This is a genomic window from Desulfonatronum thiodismutans (assembly GCF_000717475.1).
GTDB classification, from domain to species: domain Bacteria; phylum Desulfobacterota; class Desulfovibrionia; order Desulfovibrionales; family Desulfonatronaceae; genus Desulfonatronum; species Desulfonatronum thiodismutans.
In genome coordinates this window covers 82749-97779 of the sequence record NZ_JPIK01000023.1, presented here as the reverse complement: position 1 = coordinate 97779, position 15031 = coordinate 82749, and the positions used below count along the sequence as shown (strand labels likewise).

At 53.9% G+C, this 15031-nt stretch carries 18 protein-coding genes; 12 read left to right on the top strand and 6 right to left on the bottom strand.

Features of this window, described 5'->3' with window-relative positions:
* Positions 1-232: 232 nt before the first annotated feature.
* From GY33_RS0117105 to GY33_RS0117070, 8 genes are all read left to right on the top strand, one after another.
* Entirely contained in the window at positions 233-1069 is an 837-nt protein-coding gene (locus tag GY33_RS0117105; protein ID WP_031388494.1) for a hypothetical protein, read from the top strand.
* A gap of 263 nt (positions 1070-1332) precedes the next feature.
* Positions 1333-2334 carry a helix-turn-helix transcriptional regulator gene (locus GY33_RS0117100; protein ID WP_031388493.1) on the top strand — a complete coding sequence of 334 codons (1002 nt, stop codon included), beginning with the start codon at positions 1333-1335 and terminating at the stop codon, positions 2332-2334.
* A 71-nt stretch (positions 2335-2405) separates the two neighbouring features.
* Positions 2406-3380: a DUF4351 domain-containing protein gene (locus tag GY33_RS0117095; RefSeq protein ID WP_031388492.1), complete on the top strand. Its 975-nt coding sequence runs from the start codon at positions 2406-2408 to the stop codon at positions 3378-3380.
* A 119-nt stretch (positions 3381-3499) separates the two neighbouring features.
* Entirely contained in the window at positions 3500-3736 is a 237-nt protein-coding gene (locus tag GY33_RS0117090) for a toxin-antitoxin system HicB family antitoxin (RefSeq protein WP_031388491.1), read from the top strand.
* A gap of 115 nt (positions 3737-3851) precedes the next feature.
* Entirely contained in the window at positions 3852-4091 is a 240-nt protein-coding gene (locus GY33_RS0117085; RefSeq protein WP_031388490.1) for a DUF1902 domain-containing protein, read from the top strand.
* The gene (locus GY33_RS20725; protein ID WP_084185312.1) at positions 4091-4285 is read left to right on the top strand and encodes a type II toxin-antitoxin system HicA family toxin; all 195 of its coding nucleotides are present in this window, start codon (positions 4091-4093) and stop codon (positions 4283-4285) included. The genes GY33_RS0117085 and GY33_RS20725 overlap by 1 nt, the downstream gene beginning before the upstream one ends.
* A gap of 172 nt (positions 4286-4457) precedes the next feature.
* The gene (locus tag GY33_RS0117075) at positions 4458-4823 is read left to right on the top strand and encodes a WYL domain-containing protein (RefSeq protein WP_051822783.1); all 366 of its coding nucleotides are present in this window, start codon (positions 4458-4460) and stop codon (positions 4821-4823) included.
* A gap of 30 nt (positions 4824-4853) precedes the next feature.
* Positions 4854-5798 (top strand): YcjF family protein, encoded by a 945-nt coding sequence (locus GY33_RS0117070; RefSeq protein WP_031388488.1) that lies wholly within the window; start codon positions 4854-4856, stop codon positions 5796-5798.
* A gap of 35 nt (positions 5799-5833) precedes the next feature.
* Here the strand turns inward: GY33_RS0117070 and GY33_RS0117065 are convergent, their stop codons facing one another.
* From GY33_RS0117065 to GY33_RS0117045, 5 genes are all read right to left on the bottom strand, one after another.
* Positions 5834-6394 carry an arylesterase gene (locus GY33_RS0117065; protein WP_035272559.1) on the bottom strand — a complete coding sequence of 187 codons (561 nt, stop codon included), beginning with the start codon at positions 6392-6394 and terminating at the stop codon, positions 5834-5836.
* A 67-nt stretch (positions 6395-6461) separates the two neighbouring features.
* On the bottom strand, positions 6462-6851 hold the full coding sequence (locus GY33_RS0117060; protein WP_031388486.1) for a DUF4087 domain-containing protein: 390 nt from the start codon (positions 6849-6851) through the stop codon (positions 6462-6464).
* A gap of 49 nt (positions 6852-6900) precedes the next feature.
* The gene (locus GY33_RS0117055) at positions 6901-7749 is read right to left on the bottom strand and encodes an ADP-ribosylglycohydrolase family protein (protein ID WP_084185308.1); all 849 of its coding nucleotides are present in this window, start codon (positions 7747-7749) and stop codon (positions 6901-6903) included.
* Positions 7746-8114, bottom strand: coding sequence for a hypothetical protein (locus tag GY33_RS0117050; protein WP_031388484.1), 369 nt, complete (start codon positions 8112-8114; stop codon positions 7746-7748). The genes GY33_RS0117055 and GY33_RS0117050 overlap by 4 nt, the downstream gene beginning before the upstream one ends.
* 39 nt (positions 8115-8153) lie before the next feature.
* A complete protein-coding gene (locus GY33_RS0117045; protein WP_031388483.1) occupies positions 8154-8570 on the bottom strand; it encodes a gamma-glutamylcyclotransferase family protein in 417 nt (138 codons plus the stop codon).
* A 478-nt stretch (positions 8571-9048) separates the two neighbouring features.
* On the opposite strand from GY33_RS0117045, the gene GY33_RS0117040 reads away from it, so the two are divergent.
* Together GY33_RS0117040 and GY33_RS0117025 are read left to right on the top strand one after the other, a co-directional pair.
* A complete protein-coding gene (locus GY33_RS0117040) occupies positions 9049-9423 on the top strand; it encodes a glycine zipper family protein (RefSeq protein WP_031388482.1) in 375 nt (124 codons plus the stop codon).
* Positions 9424-11290: 1867 nt separating this feature from the next.
* Positions 11291-12841 (top strand): DnaA ATPase domain-containing protein, encoded by a 1551-nt coding sequence (locus GY33_RS0117025; RefSeq protein WP_031388480.1) that lies wholly within the window; start codon positions 11291-11293, stop codon positions 12839-12841.
* Positions 12842-12965: 124 nt separating this feature from the next.
* On the opposite strand, the gene GY33_RS0117020 is transcribed toward GY33_RS0117025, so the two are convergent.
* Positions 12966-13307, bottom strand: a complete 342-nt coding sequence (locus GY33_RS0117020; protein ID WP_031388479.1) for a hypothetical protein — start codon at positions 13305-13307, stop codon at positions 12966-12968.
* Positions 13308-14008: 701 nt separating this feature from the next.
* On the opposite strand from GY33_RS0117020, the gene GY33_RS0117015 reads away from it, so the two are divergent.
* Together GY33_RS0117015 and GY33_RS22020 are read left to right on the top strand one after the other, a co-directional pair.
* Entirely contained in the window at positions 14009-14443 is a 435-nt protein-coding gene (locus GY33_RS0117015; protein WP_031388478.1) for an Lcl C-terminal domain-containing protein, read from the top strand.
* 100 nt (positions 14444-14543) lie between these two features.
* Positions 14544-14888: a carboxypeptidase-like regulatory domain-containing protein gene (locus GY33_RS22020; RefSeq protein ID WP_031388477.1), complete on the top strand. Its 345-nt coding sequence runs from the start codon at positions 14544-14546 to the stop codon at positions 14886-14888.
* Positions 14889-15031 lie beyond the last annotated feature (143 nt).

Here is a 15031-nt window from a genome sequence, read left to right as displayed (position 1 = left end):
AACCCCGAAAGTTGAGTCAGTTTTTGATCTGCATTAATGCATAACCGGATGAATGAAAGACAATAACTTCATCGCAAAAAAGAATTCAAAGATGAGTTCTTCAAAAGGCATGAACTTCAGGAAGCTGATACAAAGTGGACGCAGAAAAGCCGGGTCATTGATAAAATTAATGACTTATCTTTCTGAATTGTATATTTTGAATCGATCGAATAAGGTTGGAGGATGACAAACAATGCCTGATCTGCCTATACGCGGGAAGAAGTACATCTGCAAACAATGCGAAATTCAAAAAACTGTTGAATATAAGGATTCTTATAATACAATATCCTTCACAGATGAAGACTGCCAAAACATAAATGCATTGCAACTCCGTTTTGGAGAGAAAGGGTATGTCTACGAGGTCGATGCTGTCTGTGAAACATGCTTCAATGCAATGCTTAAAGATTCTGATAGTCTCTGCGAGGACTTATCTTTTTCTGAACAAGAATACGAAAACGTCCTTTCACTTCAAAGATGCAGTGAACTTATTGACCGCGAGTATTGGGAAAAGATTGGACAAGTGCTTCTTGAAGACATTTATCAAGCAGATTTAGAATTTTTCAAAAAAATTAACGTCCGCCTTTATCGTAAATATATCCTAGACAGTAATAACGAACTGGATACTAAGATAACTGATTATTGGCTTTCGCTCGACCACGAAAAATTGTTGGTCAACTGGATTACTGCTCGTAGAATTGAATTTACCAACGATCACATGCTATGGAATTGCGGACATCAGTCTTTACAAAATTGTATGCAATCATGCTTTAACAGACTTGGAGATATGGTTCTTGCTTTGCCTCTAGAGTTCAAAAATACAGACACTCTTGGATTAGATCATAAGTTTATTCTTGAGCCGCGAGATGAACAGGAAGAAGGGTGTTTTTATTTTATTGCGAATGCTCAATCCTACGTTATGCATCGATTCCAGGAGATGAAAAAGGAATCGATCCGTGAACGAGTTTTCGAACAGGTCATGAAATGTTGGTGTGGGAGACTTGGGGAGCTTTTGTCTGACTCAACTCTCTGAGTTGTATTTTTTCAGTTACATCTTGTGATCTTTGGTAACCTTTCTTGTTTCAGCCAAAATATCGATAGCAACCCCCAATACTGTGGTTATCATGGAGTTGTAGCTCGGCAGAGAACGAAGAGGCCATCCGAGCTGTCAGAGAGGTTGTCACTATGACTCGGACTGGAATTTCCGCTGCGCTCCATTGCCATCTGGTTGTGCGCATCGTTCTGCGGCCTGTACCCATCCGAAATGATGAACAATGCTAGCGTTGACGATTCCCCATGCCCACTACCCTCCGCCACCTCGCCATGCTCCGGCGCATTCCCCGCGCCCCATCCTTCATTTCAACGCCTGATCTCCGCTCCGCCCTGGATACACTCGACTACACCGTGGACATCCGCACGGTGCAGCGCGATCTGGAAGCATTGTCCTCGATTTTCCCCCTGTACTGCGACACGTCTTCCAAGCCCTACCGCTGGCAATGGCTGGCCGGAGCCGAGGTGTTGGATATTCCGGGTATTGACGCGCATAGCGCCCTGGTTTTCAAGCTGGCGGGCATGTTCCTGGAGCCGCTCTTGCCCGTGTCCGCCATGGAGACTTTGATGCCCTATTTCCGATGCGCGGACAGGGTTCTGACGGAGACCGGGGCCAAATGCGGTTCGTGGTCGGACAAGGTGCGGGTTTTGCCGCGTGGTCAGCGTTTGCTCATGCCGGACGTGGCGGGGACTGTCCTTGAAGGGATACACCAGGGGCTGTTCCATGGCCGGGCGGTCAGAATACTTTACAAATCCAGGGGCAAGACGGCATTCAAGGAGTATGTCGTCAATCCGCTCGGACTGGTGTTGCGCAACGGCCTGCTATACCTCGTCTGCACCTTCAGCGGGTACCAGGACATTCGTCAGCTTCTGCTGCACCGGATGTCCCAGGCTGAGGCCATACCGGACCCCTGCGTTGCTCCTGACGGGTTTGACCTGGACGGGTATATTCATACCCAGGGCTTTGACCTTTCCCGTGGCCGTCCGGATATCCGCCTCTGCTTTCTGTTCCGGAGCGCCCCGGCCAGCGCCTTGACCGAAACGCCACTGAGCGCGGACCAGGTCATGACGCCGCTTGCTGACCCGCAATGGGTCGAGGTCCGGGCCACGGTCGCGGATACGGACCAGTTGCGCTGGTGGCTGCTGGGGTTTGGGAATCAGGTGGAAGTGTTGGAACCCGTGGAATTGCGGGATGAGTTTCGGAGGATTGTTGATGATTTGCATCGAAGGTATGCGGATCGGAGCTGAAAGGGATATGTATCCTGACACACTGCGTCCATGTCATCCCTTCGGCGACAACTGGTATATAAGGCCACGCCATGCCAAACGACGACTACGACAGCCCCTGGAAGATCGCCCTGGAACGCTATTTTCCCGAGTTCATTGCCTTCTATTTCCCTCGGATTCATGCCCGGATCGACTGGCAGGCCGGTTACGAGTTTCTGGACAAGGAACTCCAGCAGGTGGTCCGGGACGCGGATACCGGGCGGCGCTACGTGGACAAGCTGGTCCGGGTCCGGCTGCTTGCCGGGGGCGAAAGCTGGGTTTGCATTCACATTGAGGTTCAGGGCGATCCGGAGGACGAATTCACCCGGCGCATGTTCGTCTATCACTACCGGCTCTTTGACCGCTATGGCCAACCCCTGGCCAGTCTGGCGGTGCTGGCCGACGAACAGCCCGATTGGCGTCCGGAAGGCTTTGGCTACGAGCTGCTCGGTTGCCGGATGCAATTGACCTTTCCCGTGGTCAAACTGCTGGACATGCGGGACGATCTGGACCAGATTTTGGAATCGGACAACGCCTTTGCCCTGGTCACCGCTGCGCACTTGTTGACCAAACAAACCCGCCAAAATCCCGCCAGCCGTTACACGGCCAAGCTCAGGCTGATCCGGATTCTGTTCCAACGCGGCTGGGAACGCCAACGCATTCTGGACTTGTTCATGGTTATTGACTGGCTGATGCACCTGCCTCCGGAACTGGAAAAGAAACTTGGAGACGATATTCTTCAGATTGAGGAGGAACACAAGATGCCCTACGTCTCGAGTATTGAACGAATTGGAATTGAAAAGGGCCGTGCCCAGGGCTTGTCCCAGGGCCAAAAGCAGGGCCAAGCTCGGATGCTCCAGAAGCTTCTTGCCAAACGATTCGGAATGCTGCCCAGCTGGGCCGAGCAACGAATCCTCTCCGCCCAGCCGGACCAACTGGAAGACTGGTCCTTGCGGGTTCTGGATGGAAAGTCTGTGGAAGACGTGCTTGTGGTGCGGGAAGAACCGGCGAAGTATGCCGATGATTGAGAATCGGTCGATGAAATGATCACGATGAGGATGCAAGCAGGAAGGGACGAGGCCGACATGACATTTCGGATGCCTGATGAAAAAGGTAGGCAATTGCGAGAACTGCCCAATCCTGAACAATGGGTACACTCAGCTTGAGACTGCCGGACTCGTTGCACGAGATGGCGCGAAGGGTCGCCAAAGAGGAGAGCGTGTCGATCAATCAGCTAATCTTGACGGCGGTGGCGGAGAAGGTCTCCGCGCTGACCACGGAGACCTATCTCAAGGAACGTACGGCCAGGGGCTCGCGCAAGGACTTTGAGGACATCATGTCGAGAGTTCCCGATGTACCGCCGGACCCGGGGGATGAATTGTGATCGCGGAACAATACCGATGCACCATGACGGAATGGTTCATCAGCGACAACAGATGGGAGGCTGGGGGTGTTTGTTATGCTCAAAATTATCTGTATCTTTGTGACTGGAGGTTAAAATGGACCGCAAACCCTATTTTATCAGGGCTGAATGGGATGATGAGGCAGCGGTATGGGTGGCCAGCAGTGACGATGTCCCGGGGCTGGCGACAGAGGAAGAAACGCTTGAAGGGCTTGTAGCCAAGTTGGCGGTCATGGTTCCTGAGTTGCTGGAAGCCAATGCCATGGAAGCATGGGATGACGCACCTTTTGAACTTTTCAGCAGGCGCTTTGTTATGCCTCAAAGAGCGCATGCCTAATGGCAGATTTCACGCCAGACCTCAAAAAGCACCTCCAGGAAGCCGGCTGCTTTTTTGAACGACAAGGTAAAGGCGATCATGAAATTTGGTATAGCCCTCTTTCATCGCAACGATTCGTTGTGGACAATGCCATTAAATCCAGACATACCGCCAATGCCGTGCTTAAACAGGCCGGGTTGCCCAAAAAATTCTAGATTCACCATCATCTCAACTGCTGATTTGACACGAATGATCGCAGCGCAAGGAAAGATCATTTATGACCATCGATAGGCTGCGAGAATCAAGCCGAAGGTTGCCCACGGTATTGAAAACGTTGTCTGCACCTTCAGCGGGTACCAGGACATTCGTCAGCTTCTGCTGCACCGGATGTCCCAGGCTGAGGCCATGCCGGACCCCTGCGTTGCTCCTGACGGGTTTGACCTGGACGGGTATATTCATTCCCAGGGCTTTGACCTTTCCCGTGGCCGTCCGGATATCCGCCTCTGCTTTCTGTTCCGGAGCGCCCCGGCCAGCGCCTTGACCGAAACGCCACTGAGCACGGACCAGGTCATGACGCCGCTTGCTGACCCGCAATGGGTCGAGGTCCGGGCCACGGTCGCGGATACGGACCAGTTGCGCTGGTGGCTGCTGGGGTTTGGGAATCAGGTGGAAGTGCTGGAACCCGTGGAATTGCGGGATGAGTTTCGGGGGATTGTGGATGATTTGCATCGAAGGTATGCGGATCGGTGTTGATGTGTTAGTTTTACCGCAAGGAGAACCCCAATGACCGAGCACGAACAGCAAGCGATTCTGACCATCTGCCTGATGGCCGCCTTTGCCGACGGAAAGAAAGACGAACGGGAGCGGGAGCAGATCAAGCGTATTGCCGAAGGCCTTGGCGAGGAAACCCGGATCAACATCTCCTCGCTCTACCAGGACGTGCTTCTGAAACGGCGTACCCTGGACGATGCCGTCGCGGACCTCTCCACCCCGGAGGCTCGGCAGTTGGCTTATGAAATGGCTGTGTGCGTCTGCGATGCGGACGGAGTGAACACCGAGGCGGAAGTTGCCTTTCTTGAACGTTTGCGCTCGGCCTTGGGGCTGGATGCCCAGGCAGCAACGGCTTTTGCCTCGGAGGCAGCGGAAATCGCGGAGTATTCCTTTGAGACGGAAACTGAACCGCTTCCCGCCGTGGCCGACAAGCCGCGGGCCAACACCGCCGAACTGGACAAGATGATCCTCAACACCGCCATTCTCAACGGTGCATTGGAACTCCTGCCCCAGTCCCTGTCCTCCATGGCGATTCTCCCGCTGCAAATGAAGATGGTGTACAAGGTGGGCAAGGCCTACGGCTTTGAACTGGACCGGGGGCATATCAAGGATTTTGCCGCAACCCTGGGCATCGGCTTGACCGGCCAGTATGTGGAACAGATGGGCCGCAAGCTGCTGGGCGGCATCTTGAAAAAGGTCGGCGGCGGGTTGCTGGGCGGTCTGGGCAGCGCCGCGACAGGTTCGGCGTTCTCCTTTGCCACAACCTACGCCCTGGGCCAAGTGGCCAAGGAATACTACGCCAGCGGTCGCTCCATCAGCATGGACCAGCTCAAGCAGATTTTCTCCTCACTGCTTGAACAGGGCAAAGCCATGCAGTCCAACTACGCCGGTGAAATCCAGCAACGAGCCAGCACCGTCGATACGCGGCAGATTGCGGGGTTGATCCGGGGGGCGTGATACTTGTGGCGGGTGAAAAACGAGCCAAAAGTCAATCAGCCACGCACCAGATCGTCAAGCATGGGCCGCAATACCGGCAGAATAGCCGCCACGATGGCATCCACACCGGCCTCGTTGGGGTGCAGGCCGTCAGGCAGGGTCAGTTCCAGGTTGCCGGGGATGCCGGGGAGAAAATCGGGCATCAGGGGCACGTTCTTTTCCCTGACCAGCTCCTGATAGAGACCGTGGAACCGTGCGTCGTACTCCTCGCCCTGGCCGGACAGCGAGCGAACGCCGGTCAAAAGCACCAGCGCACCGGCATCCTGGCATTTGTCGATGATCCGCGCCAGATTGGCCTTGATCTCCTCGACCGGCAACCTCAAATACCAATCGTTGGTCCCGAACTCGACAATGACGAGGTCGGGGTTATGGGCAAGAAGGCGATCAATGCGGCGCAGGCCGTCATATGCCGTGTCGCCGGACACGCCGCCGTCGATCACCCGGACCTCCCTTCCTTCGCGATTCAGAATTTGTTCCAGTCGGGATGCAAAGGACGATTCCGGTGCAAGGCCGTATCCAGTGGTCAGGCTGTCGCCAAGGGCTAGGATCGTAATCATGATAGAACTCTATGGTTTTCACAAAAAAATGAAGATGCGTTGGGCGGTGCCATCTGAAATCATCGGTTCACTCCAGCTTTTCCGCGATACCCCGAAGCGCTGGTGATGACAGGCAATCCTCCAAATACAAAGGGGTAAGGCTTGTGATAGCCGTAACTTCGCCCTGAAGGTTTGCGTCAAATTCCATGTCCAAACAACCATATCCGTAATTCCCAACATTTGTCGTCACCCATTGGTTGGGAGCAAACTCCGGCCAATCCCACTCCTGATCCAGTTGGTAACCGCCCTGGGTCGATATGGTCCATTCTCCACGCTCGCCGAAGAACCAGATATTGCCCGGTGTCGGGTTGGCAAACCATCCGCGATCCGCAACCTGGTTTGTCTGCAACTGGCCTGATGCGGACACAAGGGGGAAAAAGAGCAGAACGATCAGTACAATAATCGAGATTTTAGTCATATGTGGCCTTTCTGCGGATTATAAGAAACATGAAATCCAAACAGGACAATCAGGCTGGCGGCAATGTATCGCCATCCACTGGAGGGAGATCAGGACTTGCGTCCATCCATGCATTCATGGCTTGGTCAAGGTTTCCATATCGCTCCATGAACCGCCGCGTAATCTCCCCCAGCCTGTCATCCAGTATCTCATACACCTTGCCCTGAATCTGCTCCGGCACACCACCATAAAACGCCTGGGCAATCCCTCCGGTGATGCAGGTCAGGGTGTCGCAGTCGCCGCCAAGAGAAACGGCGATTCGGATAGCGTCCTCGAAGTCCGTTGAATCGTAGAATGCACGGATGGCCTGGGGCACCGTACCTTGGGATGAGACTTCGAATGCATAGTCAGGGCGGATTTCGTCAACGTGTCGGCTCAGGTCGTACTGGAACCGCTGCTCGATGAATTCCTTGATATTGTCCTTCGACTTCCACGATCTGGCCAGGAAGATGGCCGCTGCCGTCGCCTGCCCGCCCTTGATGCCCTCGGGATGATTGTGGGTGACCTCGGTGACCTCCCTGGCCTTTTCCAGGACCGTTTCCAGGTCGTCGTAGGCGTATCCCACCGGACTGATGCGCATGGCCGCGCCGTTGCCCCAACTGTTGTAGGGACCGGCATCTGGGTCACTGGCCCATCTGTGAAAACTGCCGCCGTATCCGGCCCTGGGGTACCAGTGGTAGAAGCGTCTCAAGTTTTCGGCATAGGGAGTTCCGGTCAGGATGCTGTCCGCCAGGGCAACGGTCAGCACGGTGTCGTCGGTGAAGTGGGCGTTATGTGCAAAGAGATGGAATGCCTTGGTCTTGATGTTGTTCCACTCGTACACCGAACCGATGATGTCTCCGGCGATGGCTCCGATCATACTATTCTCCCCTGGGATTTCAGGTGCTTGTAGAGCCTACGGCAGGCCATGTCGATTTCGTCCTGCCACGCTTCCTCGTCATGATGGATGAGTGGCCCTCCAGCAAAATCAATATGTTCAGCGAGCAGTTCGTTGGTTGTCATGGGGAGTCCGTCTTCGGATATGGCTTCCTCCACCAGGTAACCTCCCAGGGCATGCAAGGCATCGGAATAACGATTTCTTGTAGTTTTGGCCTTGCCGTCGAGTTCCTGGGCGTCCCAAAAGGCGAGGAAACAGTCCACCAGTTCCGCGGATATCTTCCGTTCTCTTTCGGGGTGTTCCCCGATTTCCCAAGCGGAAACCCATGTCTGATCAGGTTTGGTCATAGTTTCATAATCTGTGTGGAGTATGTTCAAAACAGCCAATCACGGCAGCGACCGAAAACCGATATATTCTCTCTCAAAGGTCATTTTCCCGCTGGACAGGAATGCCTCATGGTCCCAGGCAGCATCTTCAAGGTGGACCCGGTAGTGCGGTTTTGCGACATACGTTTGCGCTGATGCCTTTTCACCATTTCCCAGAGTGACTTCAACCACCTCGCGGAAATACATGTCGCCTTCGAACAGATCAAGGCGATGCCACGCGTCAGGCGGAACATTGAAATAGACGATGCCTTCAACGCAAGACTCGGCATCGGGCACGAGCGCCGGATAGACCTGATGCGTGACGGCTTTCCGGGAATATCCTCGTAAAATGCCGGACATCCAGGGCAGACGGCATCCTGATACCGATTGCATAATGTCCTCGCACATCAGGGTGCCATATGCGAATAGGTGGCTCATCTTCTCCGAACCCTGCCCAACTGATTCAATCGATCGAATTCCTTTCGCTTCCCGAAAAAGCGCCTCACCTTCCTCTCCTCCCAATCTCCACCATCAGTCCGGTCATGGGCAGATGCACCAGCAGGGCCAGTGGCTTCGTGCCGAGAGCCTTTTCCAGGCACGATCGATCCTTGAAAATGATTCACTTTTATCCTCCGGTAAACTTGCTCCCACAACCACACTTATGCAGGGTTAGTAAATACTCCACATAGTAGCACGAATCAACGAAAAAGATGTGCAGTTAACAGTCTGTTGTTCTTGATCATAAAAATTTTGCTTCCATTCCTGATTCTGGAATACCCTCCGGGTAAGGTCTTCAAATTGCCACGGAGAATTTTAATCCACCGAAATCATTGGCATTGATTCGATGGATGCATCTTGAATCGTCATCTCGGCGACACGCTCCACTCAGGCTGTTGAAACCAATCAGGAGGAAACCATGCGCAAGGCCATCGTACTCGTCTCGATTCTTGTCGTGCTCACAACCGGCTGTGCCAGCTACCGCCCCATCGTGGACATGCAGGGGGTCAACTCCGTTCAGTATGAGCAGGATCTTCGTGATTGCCAGAACTACGCAAAACAGGTGTCTCCCGCGACCTCAAGCGTTGTCGGCGGTGCCATTGGTGCCGGAGCCGGGGCTCTGCTTGGTCTCGTTGTCGGATCATATTTTGGCCGTGCCGGTGATTTCGCCGGAATGGGGGCTGCTGTCGGCGGGACGTCCGGTGGCATGAGCGGGGCAGCGGAAGGGGCGCGGAGCCAGATGGATATTATTCGGCGGTGCATGGCCGGAAGAGGGTATAGGGTTTTGCAGTAAGTTTGCAAAAGTCCGGCAGGCGAGCATCAGATTTTTGCTTGGAATAATGAGAGGCATCAAGTAGCGAGGCATTACTTCAAGGTAATTATTGATAATTGTCGAAGGATATAAGATTCATGAGTCACAATGAAGACCCACGCCAAACATGGGTAACCTGCTTGGCGTGGGTCTTCATGGCGACATGCCGGAGGGGATGTTGATCAATCGAATAACCTACGCTGAACTGTCCCTGGCTTTCGGTATCGATCCAGTTCTTTGTCCGTGAACAGGGACCTTCGCCGGGGCCTGGGCTTGGTCGCCATGGTCGTGGTGCGGATCATGGGCATGGAAGTGGGCGTTGTGGTCTGCATGGCTTCATCCTCCTGAATCAAGTGTGCGTTGGATTCGCCACCCTGCCACCAGTAGCAACTTGAGGACAAGGCCAGCTTGGGCCAGATAGCAGGGACAGGACGACCAGCCCACGCCGAGTGCTGGGCCTCGGGCTGCATCATGCTCGACCAAGCGCATGGGCACTGGGCTGAGACAAACTAAATTGCCGCCGGATTAAATTAAAAGGCTTTCTTGCGTGGCAGGCTGATAACCTTGGCCATGCTTCAAAGGCTTGCAAAAAAATCAAGCCGAAAGAAAGCCCTCACCTTTAAATACCGGCTTGCCCTGAGCACCACTCCCAGTGTTCCGTGGAGTACTCGCCAACAGCACCAGGACCGCGAAGGCTGCCGAGGTAATGGCCGGGATCTTCCATTCGGTTTTTGCCAGGTTCACCCCTTGGATACATTTACCCTGGCCAGTCGTTCCGCAGCAGCCTTTTGCTCTTCGGATGTTTCGCGCTTACGGATCATGGGCAAAACCTTCAAGCGACCCTTGGATTCGCTCCAGAACTTGGCCTTCAGCTTGTCGCACTTCTCAGTGGGCCGTGTGCTCAGAAGCGGGCAATCCTTCGACGTGCAATTCAGAACTCCCTCCCAGTCGCCACCGCAGTAGTCGAGGCATTTGAGCGCCAAGCAATCCCTGAGAGTGGCATGCGTCGTTTTCATGGTCGTAATGTTTACTCGTTTACAGGGGTGGCAGCGTGATGCTCGCACGCGTCCGGTTCCGGCAATGGGCCTTGCCTGTAGGACCGTATCCGCGACTTTTAGCAGGCAGACCGTCAAGTTGTCGTGGCGATAGAGCGCCGTGCGTATACGGCGGCCATCTTTGCCTGAGGACTTGGGGTAAACTGGAGTACTTCGCGGATATCGTCAACGCCCAAGGCCACCACTGGGCCACTTGTTTCGCCTCGGAACCCGAGCAGGTTCCTCAAACCGGGCACATGGGTCCGACTTGCCGGTAGCCCATGTGTTCTGAAAATGCCAGAACCAAGAAGGTCTTTAGGTAGCCGTCGAGGCCGTGCAAACCTGGGAAGAAGAGGCAGGACGCCTCGGGGTTTCCAGGGTGGAGATGGAGTTCATGCGCTCAGCCTTTGAATGGGCAATGGAGCCTCCTTTGCACAAGACTGTTCTCTGAGCGGAAACGGCTTCCCTGTTGCTCAACGAACCTGCCAGTCGCATCCAGGGCACCAAACTTCATAGGATGGGTCATAACAAGCTGTCAGGAATTGAGCGAAAATATGAAAAAAATGCTTTCTTTTGCATTATTATCCAGTTTCTAATTTTTACCGATTGCCTCTTGACGTTTCAAAAGCCGGACTGGGTCAGGATTGTAACTGTGCCTGGAATATCGTCGATTATCTAACATGTTAGATAAATATTATTCAAAAATACATATATTTCAAAGAATTGATCCTCGCCCAAAACAGGATCGATTGGTACGAAAAAGCCCGGATATGAAGGTTGCCTCAAAAAAAGGATGCAGTGTATGAATCGCCCCCATGTGCATCATTTGGCAGAAATCCCTTGATATTCTGGAAAAATCAATAAATCCGATACATGTTCGGACCTTGCTGACGCCGCTTCAAGCCCACCTGGGTTCCGATGGTTTGACGCTTTGCGCCGACAACGGGTTCGCGGTCTCGTGGATTGCCAATCGGTACCAGGGGGCCATTGAGCAGGCCGTGCGCCAAGTCTCGGATCGGGACGTTCCGGTGCGTATCGTGTGCGCTGTTCAGGGCGGGGGTAATGGACCTGCGGGACGTGCAGCGGAGAGCGGCGCTCTGCTACCGGTGAAAGCTGGAGTCCGGGAAGACTCCGGGCAAGCCTTGGGGAGTACGGCGGCGATTACCGGCACATCCATTGGCGAAAACGGTCGGATTGAACGCCGTGTGCCGCAACGCGCATACCAGCGAGCCTTGCCGCTGCCCGCTGCCGCGCCCTTGCCCATGACCGCGCCCGTGAATCACATGGCCGGGAGTCGGCCCGAGGGCGGTTTGAACGGTGCCGGATCGTGGCGCTATTCATTCAAGGATTTCGTGGTCGGGCCGAGCAATGAACTGGCTTTTAGCGCAGCCCGGAGCATTTGCCGCCAGCAGCTTGTCACGGATCAGTTCTATGTTTGTTCCGCGCCAGGCCTGGGCAAGACCCATCTGCTCCAAGCCATCGGCCAGGAACTGTCGACCAATGGCGGATCGAAACAGGGGCGGGTCCGGTTGGCCTATCTCACCGCCGAGGACTTTGCCTGCAGGATGGTCATGGCCTTGAAGCAGCGCGAGATGGAGAGCTTCAAGGCCGGTTTGCGGGATGGAGTGGACATTCTGCTCCTGGAAGACATCCACTTTCTTCAGGGCAAGGAAAAAACCCAGGAAGAATTGCTGGCCACGGTCAAGTCCCTGCGGTCCCATGGGAAAAAAGTCGTGTTCACCAGCTCCTTTCTGCCCAAGGAAATGCCCAAGCTGGACAGTCTGCTGGCATCGCAGTTCTGCGACGGGTTCATGGCCGTCATCGACAAGCCGGATTTCAACACCCGGATGCGTATCCTGGAAAACAAGGCCCGTGTGTTCCAGGTTCCGATTCCGCATGACGTGAACGAGTTGTTTGCCAACACCATTCACAGTGATATCCGCTTGCTGGAAAATTGCCTCCAAAACCTGGTGATCAAAGCCCGGCTGATGAACCAGCACATCAACCGGGATCTGGCCATGGAAGTGTTGAAGAATTACGCCCCTACCTCGCCCAAGCCGGACCTGGAAACGATCACCGCCTTCATTTGCCGCTCCTTCAACCTTTCCCACGACAGCCTGCGGACCAAAAGCCGCAAAAAAGAGTATGTCTTGGCCCGGAATTCGATCTTCTATCTGGCCCGCAAGCACACCGAGCTGTCCCTGAAAAACATCGGTGAAGCCTTCAACCGCAAGCATTCCAGCGTGATCAAGGGTATTACCCAGATGGAGCGGGAGATGTCCCGCCAGAGTACGGTGGGGCGACAGGTGGACCGGTTGATCCAGACCCTGGAAGCCCAGACCTTGGGCCATGTCGCAATCCAGTGACCCATCGCCCAATTAGCCTGGCTGTTCTTACCTGATGAGCTTTTTCTGATATCATTCCTCACTCACGGGCTGTATCCAAAGTCTCCTCAGGATAATCACTCATTGGGACTGTCCCCCCTCCTGTTCAGAATGAAATCCCCGAGCAAATGTCCACAACCTGCTTGCGCAGCTTCCGCCCTGGTTTGTGCTGTTTATCGTGCCAGGAGATGTAGCGCTTGGCGCTTCGAGACAGCGACGCGCCCTCAGCATGGGTTTTCAGTGCGGAGAGAAACACGCTGACGATCATGGACTCGTTGACATCGCCTGTGACCAGTTCCCGCAGCGCATCCGCGTACTCCTCATCCAGCCCTAGACGGAACAGGTAATCCAGGGTCAAGAGGTGCAGGGAACCCATTGCGCCGAATTCCTCGATCTCGACAGCCAGGTCTCTCCAAAACGACGACGCAATATACACCTCTTCATCCATTGCACCGCCATGTGAGCGCGGTTCCCAGAGACTGTCTTCGCGCAGTGTGAAGAGCGCCCTGCGGCTTTGCGGCGATTTGCGAAGATAGCAGGGCGACGGCAGACTGTAACACACATCAGCATCCCTGACGCTGCCCATCCCCCCCCAGCCCGCCGCCAGGGTTTGCGGAACCGTGCGCAGGGCCGGAAGCTGCTGGTTCTTATCCGCATGGGCAAAGACGACCAGGTAGCTGGTGTGCCTGCTGACAAGTTGGTATTTCAGGGCCAGAGTTTTGGCCTGTTCGTCGTTCGTTGTTTCCTTGGGGTCACCCCACCAAACGGAAATTTGTGTACGCTAAGCCATGAGGCCTACCTCGCAACGCGGGTACATTTCGGCATTGTGGGGTACAATCCGGGGTATCGTTTTTGACCTGGTTATTTTGGAATCAGGAATAACAAGATGTTACGGCAAGGATTCGATTTCTATCGTAGAGCCGCATTGACGGGGAACCAGCAGCTGGGCATCGAAACCTGAACAGAGATGAGGGCTTTCCTGTTTGCCAGAAGTGTTGGCAGTGCCAACTGAATGGGCGCAAACACTAGAGGCTTTACTGGAAAACACATTTTTTAACATGCTTGAATTGTTAAATTTATTTCATGGCATGGGACGTGCTGTATGAGATGCAAGACCATAACGGTTCAACCTCTACAGGAGAAACGAACATGAAGAAGCTTTTCGCGATTGCAATTCTGGCGGTTACGCTCTGCCTGACCGGGCTGGTCGTGTCAGGGGCGGCCCTTGCCCAGCCGTGCGTGGACAACGGGGATGGAACCGTGACGGACAATGGTACTGGTCTGATGTGGCAGAAGGCAACGGCTGGTCCAATGAACTGGTTTGCGGCCATGAGTTACGCAAACAGTCTTTCTTTGGGTGGACATCTGGGCTGGAGGCTGCCGAGTAAGGATGTATTAGTTAATCTTTACCATTCTCACTGTAAATCTATGATGGAAGTAGTGTCGCCTCTTTTTTACTGGTCGTCTACTACCAACGCCGGCCTTATGTACGTCGCGTGGCTCGTCGATTTCGGCAACGGCGTCGTGTACGGCAGCTCTAAATCGCATAGCTACTACGTTCGTGCCGTGCGTGCCGGACAGTGATGGGTGATTTGCTTATTCGGTGATTTGGACCTTCGAGTTATTTAGTAACTTCAATCCCACCCCCGAAACTGGGCTTTCTTTCAATATTAGGAGCCGGAAAATGATATGTTATCGCATCACACTCGTCTCGATCGTCTTATTGGTCATGGCATTTCTGCCTGTGACCCCTTTTGCGCAGCTTCAAGCTGGGAATCTTTATGGCACGGTGCTTTTCGAGGAAGATCCATTGCCACTTCCGGGTGTAATGATAACACTTCAGGGCCAAGGCGCTCCTCAGGTTCAGATTACGAATGACCAAGGCCATTTCAGATTCTTGGATCTCCCTGCGGGGGTCTACTCTCTGGTAGCTAGATTGGAAGGATTTTCCACAATACAATATGCCAATATCGTCATCAATATTGGGAGAAACACACAGATAGAAATCCTTATGGGACAGTCACGATAAGTCAACAAGTAGCCTCAATTATGACCTAACCAAATAATAGCTGGCAACAAAACTACGGCAGGCACGAACTCGATCTGTAAGCTTTTCCCGTTGACTTGCAGTTTGTATTCATTCTTGAATCACGCGCGACGGGCTTTGCCCTC

Coding starts and splice junctions, on each gene's coding strand:
- GY33_RS0117105 (WP_031388494.1), top strand. CDS start 233: ATGCCTGATCTGCCTATACGCGGGAAGAAGTACATCTGCAAACAATGC.
- GY33_RS0117100 (WP_031388493.1), top strand. CDS start 1,333: ATGCCCACTACCCTCCGCCACCTCGCCATGCTCCGGCGCATTCCCCGC.
- GY33_RS0117095 (WP_031388492.1), top strand. CDS start 2,406: ATGCCAAACGACGACTACGACAGCCCCTGGAAGATCGCCCTGGAACGC.
- GY33_RS0117090 (WP_031388491.1), top strand. CDS start 3,500: ATGGGTACACTCAGCTTGAGACTGCCGGACTCGTTGCACGAGATGGCG.
- GY33_RS0117085 (WP_031388490.1), top strand. CDS start 3,852: ATGGACCGCAAACCCTATTTTATCAGGGCTGAATGGGATGATGAGGCA.
- GY33_RS20725 (WP_084185312.1), top strand. CDS start 4,091: ATGGCAGATTTCACGCCAGACCTCAAAAAGCACCTCCAGGAAGCCGGC.
- GY33_RS0117075 (WP_051822783.1), top strand. CDS start 4,458: ATGTCCCAGGCTGAGGCCATGCCGGACCCCTGCGTTGCTCCTGACGGG.
- GY33_RS0117070 (WP_031388488.1), top strand. CDS start 4,854: ATGACCGAGCACGAACAGCAAGCGATTCTGACCATCTGCCTGATGGCC.
- GY33_RS0117065 (WP_035272559.1), bottom strand. CDS start 6,394: ATGATTACGATCCTAGCCCTTGGCGACAGCCTGACCACTGGATACGGC.
- GY33_RS0117060 (WP_031388486.1), bottom strand. CDS start 6,851: ATGACTAAAATCTCGATTATTGTACTGATCGTTCTGCTCTTTTTCCCC.
- GY33_RS0117055 (WP_084185308.1), bottom strand. CDS start 7,749: ATGATCGGAGCCATCGCCGGAGACATCATCGGTTCGGTGTACGAGTGG.
- GY33_RS0117050 (WP_031388484.1), bottom strand. CDS start 8,114: ATGACCAAACCTGATCAGACATGGGTTTCCGCTTGGGAAATCGGGGAA.
- GY33_RS0117045 (WP_031388483.1), bottom strand. CDS start 8,570: ATGAGCCACCTATTCGCATATGGCACCCTGATGTGCGAGGACATTATG.
- GY33_RS0117040 (WP_031388482.1), top strand. CDS start 9,049: ATGCGCAAGGCCATCGTACTCGTCTCGATTCTTGTCGTGCTCACAACC.
- GY33_RS0117025 (WP_031388480.1), top strand. CDS start 11,291: ATGTGCATCATTTGGCAGAAATCCCTTGATATTCTGGAAAAATCAATA.
- GY33_RS0117020 (WP_031388479.1), bottom strand. CDS start 13,307: ATGGATGAAGAGGTGTATATTGCGTCGTCGTTTTGGAGAGACCTGGCT.
- GY33_RS0117015 (WP_031388478.1), top strand. CDS start 14,009: ATGAAGAAGCTTTTCGCGATTGCAATTCTGGCGGTTACGCTCTGCCTG.
- GY33_RS22020 (WP_031388477.1), top strand. CDS start 14,544: ATGATATGTTATCGCATCACACTCGTCTCGATCGTCTTATTGGTCATG.